Genomic DNA, 12,926 nt, shown 5'->3' with positions numbered 1-12,926 from the left:
CGCAAACCTCAAAGTCTCGGATTAAGTGGCTCGATTGCCGCAAAGCGAAGCCAGTTTTTATTGCCTTTTGGCGTCCACGCCGCTTCGGCGATCGCACCCAGCCTTGGGAAAACCAGCCGGTTGAAGTAGCCGCGCGAAAGGAAGTGCTCTGACCAGATGCAGGCTTGGATGCCCTTCATCTTGCTTTTCAGCTCCTCCGGAAATTCGCCTTCTGCCTCATACTGATAGGTATGTTCCGGCGGAACTGTTCCAGCCCAGCTTGCACCCGGCTCCTGAAACGCTTCTGCCTGCACCATGTCGAGATAATAGGCCTGACCGGGGGTCATGACCACGTCATAACCTTCGCGAGCAAGTTCGATACCGACCTCCGGCTTTTCCCATGCCATCAACAAGGTTGAGCTAGGTTCGACGCCGCCGCCATGCGCGACCTCGTTCCAGCCTGCGAGCTTCTTGCCTCGCTCCGTCAGCATGGATTTGATCTTCTTCATGAAATAGGACTGCAGACCAAACGTGCCTGAAATGCCTTCCTTCTTCATCAGTTCCTTTGCGAGAGGTGAAGCGAGCCAAGAGCCGTCGGCAACTTCATCGCCACCGATGTGGATGTAGGATGAAGGAAAGAGGTCCACCATTTCATCGAACACCTTGCCAAGGAAATCGTAGGTTAGCTCGATAGCGGGGTTCAGTGCGTTGTTTGGGAACCCCTGGACAGAGCGATAGCTTTCCGGCGCCTCTTGTCCATCGACAAGAGTAGGGAGAGCAGCCAAAGCTGCTGTCGAATGTCCCGGAATATCGACTTCCGGCACGACCTCAATGTGAAGATGGTCCGCATGCGCGATAAGCATCTTTACATCTATTTGCGTATAGAAACCGCCAACCGGCTCTGCACTGTTGCCGAGTTGAGGCAGCAAGGGCTCATCCGGCCCGCGCAGCACGCCTGTCGTCGTCAATTCGGGATAGGCTTTGATTTCGAGACGCCAAGCCTCATCATCCGTCAAGTGCCAATGAAAGATATTGAGCTTCAACCACGCCATGATGTCCAGGAGCCTTGCAACATCCGGGACGGGGTAAAACTGTCGGGAAACGTCGAGGTGGCAACCGCGCCAGCCATATCGCGGCCGATCGGCGATATGGCCCGATACTGGGAAACGGAACTGCTCGGGACGCCGACGTGCGCCGTTGAGCAATTGCGCAAGAGAAACAAGCGCATAGAACCGACCGGCCGGATCGCCATAGGTCAGCTTGATTTCTTCTTGAGTGAAATCCAGTCGGTATGACTCTTTTCCCAAGCCGCTATCGGCCGCAAAGACAATCGGCCGGCCCTGCGGAGAGGGCATCAGCGAGAAGGGAACATGATCGGCCTCAAAGAGCCGGCGAAAGAGAGAAAGGACGGTAGAAACGGCCTTGAGATCGTCTTGCGAGGAAGAGGCCTGGGGAAACAGAACAACCGGGAAGTGCGCGCTGGCCGTCAAGGCGAGATCGGCGGGCCAAGGTTGCAGAGCAAAGGGTTGGTCCACCTTGCCTTCCGGCATCAGACGCGGCGGCGGTTCGCTGGTGGCCCCTTCCAGCAGCAAATCTGAAACAGAAACCGCGTGATGCTTCCCGTCGGATGTCGTGATGTAAGCCGATTTTGCCCCATCGGTGCAGTGACGTGCCGTGCGGTGAAGGCCCGACACCGTAAACGTCCAGCTCCCGCCAGGCGCGATCGCAAGGTTCTGGGGCGGTGCGAATTCGTGAAAATTAGCGTTACGCCGTAAAAAGACGGCGTTTTCCACTGCCTCTTGATCGATGACGCGTGTCAGCGAGGTGTAGATCAATCGGAAGCCAGAGAGCTGTTCTTCCCCGAGATTGAAAAGCGTAAAGCTGAAGCTGCCGTTTTGGCCGCCTTGCGGTTGCCAGCTGCTTTCGAGGCGATAGTTGGGCGCGTTCATGTTGATCTTCCCTTCGCTTCAATAATGCTCGGATTGTGAGAACGTCCGCGCCAACTCCGCCTGTCCGGCCGTCAAGCCGCAATCAACCGGGAGACAAACACCCGTTATCCCGTTTGCAAGAGAACTCGCCAGAAAGCCGACCGCTTCTGCAACATCCTCGGGTTTAACGACGCGCTGAAGCGGATACCAGCGTCTGGCTTCCTCGAACACATTTGGGTTAGCTGCCGCGCGTGCTTCCCAGGCCTGGGTGCGGACAGTTCCTGGTGCGACCGCATTGGAGCGTATTCCGTATTTTCCATACTCAACGGCAATCAACCTCGTCAGATGGAGAAGCCCGGCTTTTGCGGCGCTATAAGCTGGGTGGCCGAAAACCTGCATGCCGTTCACAGAGGCAATGTTGATGACGGAGCCGCTTGTCTTCTTGAGCATATCTTCAACAGCGCGAAAACACAGAAAGGCTGCCTCGAGATTAAGTGCATTGTCCTGCCGCCAGATCTCGGGTGTCGTGTCCTGCAAGCTTACCGCACGGGCAGCGCCCGCATTGTTGACCAGCGTACGGACATTTCCCAAACGTGAAGTCTGAGCTGCCATCTCAGCGACTTCAGCTTCTTTGGTGACATCGCAGGCAACGGCCACAAATCTGTCCGCATCCTCAAACGTCTTCGCAGCCTTCTCGGCTGCTGCCGGATCAATGTCGACCAGAAGGACAGTGTCATGATCACTGGCAAGCCGGCGAACGATTGCCCGACCGATATCGCCCGCTGCACCCGTCACGATTGCGATGTTTTTGCTCATGCCTCTACCCTCACTATCTGCTTCAATCACCGAGCAGTTGACGGTCGTCGCCATCGCGATGGGCGACCAACTGTTTTTTGATTTGTCTCAACGTTACGGTTGCCTGCGGCTGGATTGCGTAGGCAACGAGCGCTGCCAATATATCGAGCGCCGTGATGTAAGCGACACGGGTCGGTGTCGGCCGGAAGATGTTGCTTCCTTCCGGTATATCGATGCCGATGACGATATCGGCTGCCTGCGCCACCGGACTTCCGTTCTGGGTAAGGGCAATCGTCTTGATATTCTCTTCGCGCGCCAGAGAGAAGCTCTTTGCCAATTCCATGTTCCGGCCGGAAAAGGAGGATCCGATGATGACGTCACCTTGTTTGGCGGCGGCTGTCAGCATCAATTGCATGCCGTGATCATTGCTTGCAGTTACTCTCAACCCGAGACGGAACAAGCGATTTTGAATTTCGTTCGCGATCATCGATGAGTTGCCGCCCGATCCGAAGGCGTAAATCATGTCCGCTTTGGCGAGAGCGGCAGCTGCCTGCTCCACTGCCTCCAGGTTGAGAGAGCGATGGAGCCTGAACAGTGCCTCTTGCGCAGTGCTGACAATATCTTGCGCCACATCGCTGGCATTCGTACTTTTTGGCTCCGGTTTGAGATAGCGCAAGCCGACATAGGCAGTTCTTGCTAGCTTTATCTTGAAATCAGAAAAACTGTCGCAGTTCAGGCGGCGGCAAAAACGTGTCACGGTGGGCGGTGAAACTTCCGCGCGATCTGCAAGCTCCGTGATCGACGCATTCACGGCAAATTCGAAATCATTGACGATAAGATCAGCGATGCGGGCCTCCGACTGGGAAAGCCGCTCTTTTTCTTCTTGCAGCGCCGAGAAGAGATCCATCGCCCGAATACGCTCCTTAGCGATCTTTCGGCTTATAGGCCACGCAATCAATTTCCACCTTGCAGTCGACCATCATCGAGGCCTGGACACAGGCGCGTGCCGGCGGATGTTCGCCGAAGTAGCTCTGATAAATGCCGTTGAAGGTCCAGAAGTCGCGCGGATCATCGAGCCAGACGCCACAGCGCACAACATGCTCCAGACCGTAGCCGGCCTCCTGCAAGATTGCGATGACGTTCTGGATCGTCTTGTGCGTTTGCGGGATAATTCCGCCTTCTATGATCTCGCCATTTTCCATGGCCACCTGTCCCGAGACATAAAGCCAACCGTCGGCCTCGACAGCCCGTGCAAAGGGGAGCGGCTTTCCGCCGGCGCCGGTTTGGACTGTTCCGTAACGGGTAATGGACATGGATGCCTCTGCAAATTATTTTCGTGATACGTTGACAGGTGACCATATCCGGCGGATTTTGGCTAGTCGAAATCCACGTTTATGAAAAGAATTTCAATAGAGGGCGCCAATCTGCATGAGAGACCCATTTCTTAATCCGTTTCCTAGCTCGGACGCGGCGCGACATTCCATTTGGGAAATGCTGGTTGAACGCGACATCAGCGCGTTCTTGGCTGCGGATTGGAGCTTGGTCGCCGACGATTTCGTTGAAGAAGCCTTTATTGGCATCGATGGACGCAAGGAAACCAGCCCGGACAAATGGCGCCTGACCTTCCCGACACTTGCCGCTTACCGGGACGAATGGCTGCGACAGGCGCATGAGTTCGCAGGCGAGCAATTTGCGGAAGATCCGCGAGCAGCGATCTTCAAAACAACGACACTCGAAGATATCGAGATCAACGGCGACACCGCCCTGGCCCGCAAGAAGTTCGATGGCAGTCTCACGAAGGCTGATGGCAGTGTCGATCGCCTGAAGTGGCAGACACTCTATTATTGTCGACTGCACCAGGGACGCTGGAAGATCAGTGGCTTCACCGGCTATTTGCCGAATCCCATGGGCGATTGAAAGGGACGAGCCTTGCGCGTTTTTACCGCTGTCCTGGCGACAGAAACCAATACATTTTCGCCGATCTGCATCGACCGTCGTGGCTTTGAGGCGTCACTTTACGCGCCGCCGGGGCAACATCCGGAAACGCCGACGCTTTGCTCCGCACCGCTCACGGTCGGGCGACGCATCTGCGCCCAAAAGGGATGGGAGTTGATAGAAGGCACTGCGGCCTGGGCAGATCCTGCCGGTCTCGTAAGCCGTGCCGCCTATGAGGGCCTTCGCGACGAGATCCTCGATCAGTTGAACTCGGCTCTTCCAGTTGACGCCGTCGTCCTCGGGTTGCACGGAGCAATGGTTGCTTCAGGTTACGAGGATCCCGAGGGCGATATTCTTTCGCGGGTCCGCGAGATCGTGGGCCCCGATATTCTCGTTTGTGCAGAACTCGATCCGCATAGCCATTTGACGAAAAGACGTGCCGCCGCCACCGATTTTTTTGTTTATTTCAAGGAATTTCCGCATACCGATTTTGTTGATCGAGCCGAAGATCTCTGGCAAATCGCGGTCGCAAGACTGGAAGGCAAAGCAAAGCCTGTGATGTCGATCTTTGATTGCCAGATGATCGACGTCTTTCCGACCTCCCGCGAGCCCATGCGCAGCTTCGTCGACAAGATCATGCAGATAGAGAAGAGTGATCCTGACGTTCTTTCGATTTCGGTCGTTCACGGTTTTATGGCCGGCGATGTACCCGAAATGGGCACCAAAGTGGTTGTTGTCACCAACGACAAGGCCTCCAAGGGTGACGAGTTGGCGCGCAGTCTGGGCCTAGAGCTTTATGCAAAACGCGGCACGTTCATGGTTCCGCAGATTGACGAAAGGCAAGCCATCAAAGAGGCGCTGGCAGAGGAAAAAGGACCCGTCGTTATCGCCGACGTTTGGGATAATCCAGGCGGCGGCACGGCTGGTGATAGCACCGTGCTGCTTCAGGAAATCATGCGCCAACAGATCACCAATGTGGCCTTCGGCACTATCTGGGATCCGATCGCGGTTCAGATCTGTATGGCAGCAGGCGAGGGCGCCACTATTCCATTGCGCTTTGGCGCGAAGTCTGCGCCGGGAACAGGCACTCCAGTCGATGCCACAGTGACCGTTGTGAAGCTCGTGAGAGACGCGCAAATGCGGTTCGGCGAGAGTTTCGCACCCTTTGGCGATGCCGCCTATGTTCGCTTTAATGGGATCGATGTGATCCTCAATTCAACTCGGGCGCAGAGTTTCGACCCAAGTCTCTTTTCGGTCATGGGGATCGATCCGCAATCCAAGCGGGTGCTTGTCATTAAGTCCACGAACCATTTCTTCGCATCCTTTTCCAAGATCGCGACGAAAATCATTTACTGTTCTGCTGGAACGCCCTACCCAAATAACCCGGCTGTGACGCCGTACAAGCGCGCTTCCAAGACAATTTGGCCAATGGTCGTCGATCCCCTCGGAACAGGACACAACAATGCCTGATACAACAGAAAATCCTTTTTTCGTAATTGTTCGCGCGGGTGACAGACTGGAAGACCTTTCAACACCTCGCCCGGTCATCGATGAGGATCGGCTCGCTTCAAACATAAGGCGTGTCCAATCCTATATGGATCAGCATGGCTTGAGCTTTCGCCCTCACATTAAGACCCATAAGATACCGGCCGTGGCTGCGCAGCAGCGGGATGCGGGCGCTAAGGGGATCAATTGCCAGAAGATCACCGAGGCAGAGGTCTTCGCCGCTGCCGGGTTTGATGACATACTGATTACGTTTAATATCTTAGGCCATGAGAAACTCGAACGTCTTTCCGCGCTGAATGACCAGATCACTTCTCTGAAAGTGGTCGCTGATAATAGCGTGACGGTCGACGGTCTGTCTGCTTGGTTCGCTGACCGCAAGCCTCTCAATGTGCTGGTCGAATGTGATACCGGAGCCGGCCGCTGCGGCGTGCAGACGCCTGCTGCAGCAGTGGAATTAGCCGTCGCGATCAGCAAGGCTCCTGGCCTGACTTTTGGAGGCTTGCTCACCTATCCAAAGCCTCACGCGGCAGAGCAAGTTCAGAGCTTCCTTACCGAAGCGCTTGAGGGGCTTGAAGAGCGCTCGATCGCCTGTCCCATTGTCAGCAACGGCGGCACGCCAAGTCTTTTTGATGCGCATCTCGTGACTGCAGCGACCGAGCATCGCGCCGGTACTTATGTCTATAACGATCGATCGATGGTTCGCGCCGGACATTGTACTGACGAGGACTGCGCAATGTATATCCTGGCAACGGTGGTCTCGCGGCCAACTGCCGATCGTGCCGTTGTCGATGCAGGCTCAAAGGCGCTGACATCCGACCTTCTCGGTTTCTCCGATTATGGCCAGGTGATCGATTATCCCGGCGCTTCGATCACGGGCCTCTCAGAGGAGCACGGTGTAATCGATCTATCGAACTGCAGTGAGCGAAGGCCGCAGATCGGAGAGAAAATCCGGATCGTCCCAAATCATACCTGCGTCGTATCCAACCTCTTCGATACGATGGTCTTTCATCGCGGTGGCATCGTCACGCGCGTGGAAGCAGTCGCGGCGCGGGGGCTTGTCTGGTAACCAGCATGCTGTTCTTCTGCGTGAAAACGCAAAGACCACGCAAGCTTTCTTGATGAAACATCAGCTTGAAAATCGACATCGCTTTTCAAGCTGATGTCGTTCAAGGCAACGCCTTTTCTCGTGGAGCGGAAATCAGGCCGCCGTCGCACCGATCGGCGGCGCGCCCATATTGGCGAGGTCTATTTGCCGTTCAAGCGCCGTGCCGTCAGTGTCGAACAGATGGCAATCTATCGCCTGTATGCCGGCTTCTACGAGTTGATCGACCTTGATGCGTGCATCCCCGGGAAGCAGCGCGCAGAAGTTTTCCGTTTCACCGTCGATCTGCGCATAAGCCACGGTTTGAGCGCCCAGACGTTCGATCACGGTCGGCTTGATCGGAATGGTGAGTTCACCGCGGCCGAACTGGATATGCTCCGGCCTAATACCAAGCGTCAGCTTGCTGCCCGCTTCGATGTTCCTGGGTTCCACAGGCACGGTGATGTGCGTGCCCTTATAATCTACCTCGACGCCTGCACTGCTCGCCTCTACGACCGTGACGGGCAGAAAATTCATTTTCGGATTGCCGATGAAGCCAGCCACAAAGATGTTGGCTGGTTTGTGGTAAAGTTCGAGCGGCTGGCCCGTTTGAGAAATGTGGCCGCCGTTCAAGACAACGATGCGATCTGCCATGGTCATGGCTTCAACCTGATCGTGTGTTACGTAAATCATCGTTGCTTTCAACTGCCGATGCAGTTTGGCAAGCTCAATGCGCATATCGGCGCGCAACGCAGCGTCAAGATTTGAAAGCGGTTCGTCGAACAAGAAGATCTTTGGCTCACGCACGATCGCGCGGCCAATGGCAACACGCTGACGCTGGCCGCCTGAGAGCATACCGGGCTTTTGTTGCAATCGCTGATCGAGATGAAGGATCCTCGCAGCGTTCTCGACCTTCGCTTTAAGCTTCGCCTCTTCCATCCGTTCCACGCGCAGTGGAAATGCGATATTCTCGAATACACTCATATGCGGGTAGAGCGCATAGGATTGGAACACCATCGCAATGCCGCGCTTAACGGGCGGAAGGTCATTCACTCTGATGCCGTCAATAACGATGTCGCCACCTGATGTCGCATCCAAACCGGCGATCATTCGCAAAAGGGTCGATTTCCCGCAGCCGGAGGGGCCGACGAAGACGACGAACTCTCCGTCTTTGACATCAAGCTGCACGCTCTTGATGACTTCGAAGTCCCCATAGAACTTCTGAACCTTGTTGAGATAAAGTTGTCCCAAAGCGTCTCTCCGGCACCCGACTGATAGGAGGGACTGCGGCCTTGCCGCAGCCCCAGCTTGTTTTACTTATACTGCTCGATATCAGCCGAAGCCTTTTTCAGAGCTGCTTCCGGCTCAGCTTTGCCAGTAACGACGGACTGAACCATTTCGATCATAGCGTTCTGGAAGCCCTTGTAATCCTTGAACAATGGTTCCGGACCACCGAAGGAGATGCCATCGATGAAAGGTTTCCAGTAAGGCTTGTCCTTTACCAGTTGATCGACTTTTGCCGAAGGACGAAGAGGCGTCAGACCGGAATCGGTCGTCAGCTCATACTCTTCCTGCGGGCCAGGAGAGGTGATGAACTTTGCAAATTCGATCGCCTTGTCCTCGACGCCCGAGCCCTTGAAGATGGCAAGGCTGTCGGTGATCAACAGCGTGCCAGGACCCTTGGCAGAAGGTCCGAGCGGAAGCGTCGTGACGCCCCAGTTGATTTTTGTATTCTGCAGACGGTAAGCAGCGCCCGTGCTGTTCTGGATCATGCCGACCTTGCCGTCCAAGAAGATCGCGCGGATTTCGTTCTGCTCATAGGCGGTAGCGCCTTCGACCGAATAAGGCGTGATGTCCTTATAGGCCTTCAATGCAGCGAGAACTTCAGGGCTATCCATGACAACTTTGTCGCCATCAATGACCTTGCCATTGTTGGTGTAGACCCAATGCATGAACTGATGCATCGTATTATCGAAAGTTTTCGCCGGAAGGCCGTAGCCAGCGATACCGGTCTTTTCCTTGATCTGTTTCGCGAATGCGATCTCTTCTTCCCAAGTCTTCGGCGGCTTTTCGGGATCAAGACCTGCCTGCTTGAAGAGGTCCTTGTTCCAGTAAAGAGCCTTCGTGGAGAAAGCGATCGGAACGCCCCACTGCTGGTCGTCAACCGTGACCGTGTCGACGATGTGCGGATAGTAGGCCTTCTTCTCGTCATCCGTCATCGGAACGGGAACGATCAGGTCGTTCTCGGCAAACTCCTTGAGTGTGCGCGAACCGACATAAGCCATCGCAGCGGGCGATCCCGAGGCAGCAAGCGTGGTTGCCTTGTCCTGGCACTGTTCCCAACCGACGACTTCCGGTGCTACCTTCCAGCCAGCATTCTTGCTTTCCCATTCCTTGATGTACTTTTCATGGACGGGATCGATCTTGTCGCCGCAGTAGATCCAAGAAATCTGTTTGTCGGCTGCCTGGGCAAAGCCCGCGCCGAGCGCGGTCGCACCGAGCAACACCGCGGCGGCGAGCTTGGTCTTGAAGCTGATTGTCACTTCGTGTCTCCCATGTTCCTGGTTAGCTGTTCACTTGTTTTTTTACTGTTTCACCGCGCCGGCGGTAAGCCCGCCGACGAGATAGCGCTGAAGGAAGAAGATGACGATGACCGCAGGGGCGATGCCCACGAAGCTTGCCGCCATGAGTTCGTTCCAGATGACTTCCTGCTTGCCGAAATAGCCGAAGAGACCGACCGGCAAGGGCATGTATTCGGTCTTCGAGTTGAAGGTCAGCGCGAAGATGAATTGTTGAGCATAGGCTCCAATGAAAGTGGTGATCGCGACCACCGTAATACCGGGCATTGCGATCGGCAAAATAACGCGTCGCAGAGTGTAGAACTGGCTGGCGCCGTCCATGTAGGCGGCTTCGTTCAGTTCCTGCGGGATGCGCATCATATAGGTTCGCAGTAGCCAGATTGCCGATGGGATCAGGAAAGCGACGCTTGGAACGATCATCGCAAAATAGGTATTGAGCAACCCAAGGGTGCGCATCAGTCGGAAAAGAGGGATCAGCAAGACCGCCCCAGAGAACATATTCACGGCGAGAAACGCGCCGAGCAAGGGTCCCATTCCACGAAAATCAAAACGTGCAAACGAGTATGACGCGGGAACGGCAAGGATCAAGACGATCACCGTCACGATGCTTGAAATAAACAGAGAGTTAAAAATGTACCATCCAAAGCCAGGAATTCTAACCCACATCGTCCTATAGGCTTCGAACGAACCATTTTCCGGCCAAAACCGATATGGCGAGGAGAACAACTGGCTGAGGGGCTTCAATGATACCAAGAAGCCTTCGACGAAAGGCGATAGAATGAATGTCAGGAAGACAGCTATCCCGAGATAGATGAGGATAGTTTCCCACCAGCTGTAGCGGTCGATCATCGCCTGGTTCTTCATGCGCGCTTCTCCGGATTGAGGCGGCGGGTCACGCGGAAATAGGCCAAGCAGAAGATGGAAAGGAAGATGCAGATCAGCACGGCGCGCGCTGCACCCTCGCCATATTTGTTGGAGCCGATTGCCGTCTTGTAGGTGTCGATGATCATCGTCGTAGTCTCGCCGCTAGGACCGCCACGCGTGAGGATCCAGATGATGTCAAAGGAGTTGAAAGTCGCGATCAGCGACAACATCGACATCGTGATAATCGCCGGAACCATCAGCGGCAAAGTAATGCGGCGGAAGCGGTAGAAGCGGCTTGCGCCGTCGGTCCAGGCAGCTTCATAAAGGTCCTTCGGAATCGACTGGATTGCAGCAAGGAAGTAGATCGTCACCATCGGCACCCCGATCCAAACGTCGGTGATGATTGTCGCCCAGAAGGCCGTGTTGCCGTAAGCAAGGAAGGCAACCGGTCCATCAACGATCCCAAACCGTTGAAGCATGCCGGAAATCATGCCGAATTCGCCGTTATACATCCATCCCCACATGAAGATGCCAATGGCCATAGGGACAATCCAAGGCGGCATCGTAAGAATGCGGAACAGTGCGCGACCCGGCACAGCGGCATTCAAGAGAACTGCCCCAAAGGTTCCAATCACCATCTTCAGGAAGACAGAGAAAAAGGTCCAAACAAAAGTGCGGGTTATGACCTGGAAGAATGTCTCGTTGAAGATCTTCCCGTAATTGGTCCACCCGACCCAGTCGGTCGTGCGTCGCAGCGACGCATTGGTGAACGACAGGATCACCGTATCGACCAGGGGGTAGGCGACAATGGCCGCCACATAAATGATTGCCGGAAGAAGCAGCAGCCAGGCGAAGATCAATGCACCGCGTTGAGAGGTCATATGGCAGCCTCGTCAGGCGGCTTTAGCATAGAGCGCTTCATCGAAGCGGTCCCATGTCGGTTTCAGATCCACAACTGTCTTGCGATTGCGCGCTTCGTCCATCGCGAGCGCGAGAATGCCTGCTTCCAAAGCGTTCAGCGTGGATACCGGAAGCTCGATACCGTTCTTGACATGGGCAATGATATCCGCAGCCATTTGCTCATCGGCGCCGTAATGCTGCGACAGCTCTGTCGCTTCATACTTGGTCGAGACGACTTTATTGTTTGAAAGCACTTCCGTCACATCCATGTAACCGCGAACGAAGTCGCCTTCTGCGGTTCCACGCGAACCCATGATCGCAAAACGCCTGAATTGATCCGGCACGTTTAGGTTCGTGTGAAAGGTCATCCCGACACCATTGGCATATTCGACGATCGCCACCTGATAGTCGATGATATCCGCGTCGGAGTCGAACACTTTGTCTGTTCCCATCCAGCCGGAAGGCTTTGAATGGAACATCGTCATGTCGTTCACGCCCTGTAATCGAGGGTCGTTTGAGGGGATGAAAGTGCGCCGACCGCCAAAGCTCGCAACGCGCTCAGGGCGAACACCGACGACACCGTTGTAGAGATCCAGGTCATGGCAGCATTTTTCCAGCATGAAGCTGCCCGAATATTTTTCATAGCGACGCCAATCGCGCATGAAAAATGCACCATGATAGGGATAGATGTGTTCGGCCGCTTCAATCGACACGATGTTGCCGAGCGTGCCTTTTGCCTGTGTCGCCAAAAGATCCTTGTAGAGCGGCGAATAGCGCAGCACCAACCCCACCATCAATCGCTCGGGACCGTGTTTCGCCATCAATTTTGCAAGTTCAATGCTGTCTTCAATGGTCGTGACGATAGGTTTTTCGCAGAAGACCTTGAGGCCGGCTTCAAGTCCGATCCTGATATGCTCCAAATGGAGATGGTTTGGCGAGCCGATCATCAGCAGATCGAGCTTTTCCTTTGAAACTAGCTCAGCCGGCGTTTCGTAAGACGTGCCAACGGAGATGTTTTTTTCCTGAAGCCCCGGTAATCCCGCTGGAGCCGGATCTACGTAACCGACTACTTCAAAAGATGGATCCATAGCTTTGAAAACATAGGTCAAATAACCTAAGCGAAAGCCGAGGCCGATGATGCCAACCTTCATAGAATGTCGTTCCCGCACGTAATTTATTTTCGTCAGGTTGGGATAAAAAACGGCCATCGTCAATATGGAGCGACAGCAAACTTCATTGGATGAAATAAATTTTCATGGTTAACCGGGGTTATTTCGCGCGAGTGTACCCGATTTTGCGCGCACAAGCTGTCCGCGAGCAGGATTTGATCGCCATCGATCGGCGGTCGTCCCTAAACGC

Annotated in this window: 12 protein-coding genes; 3 read left to right on the top strand and 9 right to left on the bottom strand. The window is 54.9% G+C overall.

Annotated features, from left to right (window positions below):
• Positions 1-8: 8 nt before the first annotated feature.
• The 4 genes from VQ830_RS06245 to VQ830_RS06230 are packed head-to-tail and all read right to left on the bottom strand — an operon-like array spanning position 9 to position 4,015.
• Positions 9-1,928, bottom strand: a complete 1,920-nt coding sequence (locus VQ830_RS06245; RefSeq protein WP_337267222.1) for a beta-N-acetylhexosaminidase — start codon at positions 1,926-1,928, stop codon at positions 9-11.
• A gap of 18 nt (positions 1,929-1,946) precedes the next feature.
• Entirely contained in the window at positions 1,947-2,723 is a 777-nt protein-coding gene (locus VQ830_RS06240) for an SDR family oxidoreductase (RefSeq protein WP_337267221.1), read from the bottom strand.
• Positions 2,724-2,745: 22 nt separating this feature from the next.
• Positions 2,746-3,609: a MurR/RpiR family transcriptional regulator gene (locus VQ830_RS06235; RefSeq protein WP_337267220.1), complete on the bottom strand. Its 864-nt coding sequence runs from the start codon at positions 3,607-3,609 to the stop codon at positions 2,746-2,748.
• Positions 3,610-3,625: 16 nt separating this feature from the next.
• Positions 3,626-4,015, bottom strand: coding sequence for a RidA family protein (locus VQ830_RS06230; protein ID WP_337267219.1), 390 nt, complete (start codon positions 4,013-4,015; stop codon positions 3,626-3,628).
• Between the two features lie 115 nt (positions 4,016-4,130).
• Between VQ830_RS06230 and VQ830_RS06225 the strand changes: the two genes are divergently transcribed.
• From VQ830_RS06225 to VQ830_RS06215, 3 genes are read left to right on the top strand one after another with little or no spacing between them, the layout of a single operon-like run.
• Complete coding sequence (locus VQ830_RS06225; protein ID WP_337267218.1) at positions 4,131-4,619, top strand: hypothetical protein; 489 nt, start codon at positions 4,131-4,133, stop codon at positions 4,617-4,619.
• A 12-nt stretch (positions 4,620-4,631) separates the two neighbouring features.
• A complete protein-coding gene (locus tag VQ830_RS06220; protein WP_337267217.1) occupies positions 4,632-6,107 on the top strand; it encodes a M81 family metallopeptidase in 1,476 nt (491 codons plus the stop codon).
• Positions 6,100-7,209: a D-TA family PLP-dependent enzyme gene (locus tag VQ830_RS06215; protein ID WP_337267216.1), complete on the top strand. Its 1,110-nt coding sequence runs from the start codon at positions 6,100-6,102 to the stop codon at positions 7,207-7,209. Before VQ830_RS06220 ends, VQ830_RS06215 begins: the two co-directional genes overlap by 8 nt.
• A 132-nt stretch (positions 7,210-7,341) precedes the next feature.
• Here VQ830_RS06215 and VQ830_RS06210 read toward each other — a convergent pair whose 3' ends face one another.
• From VQ830_RS06210 to VQ830_RS06190, 5 genes are all read right to left on the bottom strand, one after another.
• On the bottom strand, positions 7,342-8,475 hold the full coding sequence (locus tag VQ830_RS06210; protein ID WP_337267215.1) for an ABC transporter ATP-binding protein: 1,134 nt from the start codon (positions 8,473-8,475) through the stop codon (positions 7,342-7,344).
• A 62-nt stretch (positions 8,476-8,537) separates the two neighbouring features.
• Entirely contained in the window at positions 8,538-9,767 is a 1,230-nt protein-coding gene (locus VQ830_RS06205; RefSeq protein WP_337267214.1) for an ABC transporter substrate-binding protein, read from the bottom strand.
• 42 nt (positions 9,768-9,809) lie between these two features.
• Positions 9,810-10,667: a carbohydrate ABC transporter permease gene (locus VQ830_RS06200; protein WP_337267213.1), complete on the bottom strand. Its 858-nt coding sequence runs from the start codon at positions 10,665-10,667 to the stop codon at positions 9,810-9,812.
• Complete coding sequence (locus VQ830_RS06195; protein ID WP_337267212.1) at positions 10,664-11,548, bottom strand: carbohydrate ABC transporter permease; 885 nt, start codon at positions 11,546-11,548, stop codon at positions 10,664-10,666. Before VQ830_RS06195 ends, VQ830_RS06200 begins: the two co-directional genes overlap by 4 nt.
• Positions 11,549-11,560: 12 nt before the next feature.
• Positions 11,561-12,718 carry a Gfo/Idh/MocA family protein gene (locus VQ830_RS06190; protein WP_337267211.1) on the bottom strand — a complete coding sequence of 386 codons (1,158 nt, stop codon included), beginning with the start codon at positions 12,716-12,718 and terminating at the stop codon, positions 11,561-11,563.
• Positions 12,719-12,926 lie beyond the last annotated feature (208 nt).

It is taken from the genome of Oryzifoliimicrobium ureilyticum, assembly GCF_037199735.1.
In the GTDB taxonomy this organism is placed as follows: Bacteria; Pseudomonadota; Alphaproteobacteria; order Rhizobiales; family Rhizobiaceae; genus Rhizobium; species Rhizobium ureilyticus.
The sequence above is the reverse complement of the archived record's forward strand: the minus strand, read 5'-3'. Positions and strand labels throughout refer to the sequence as shown.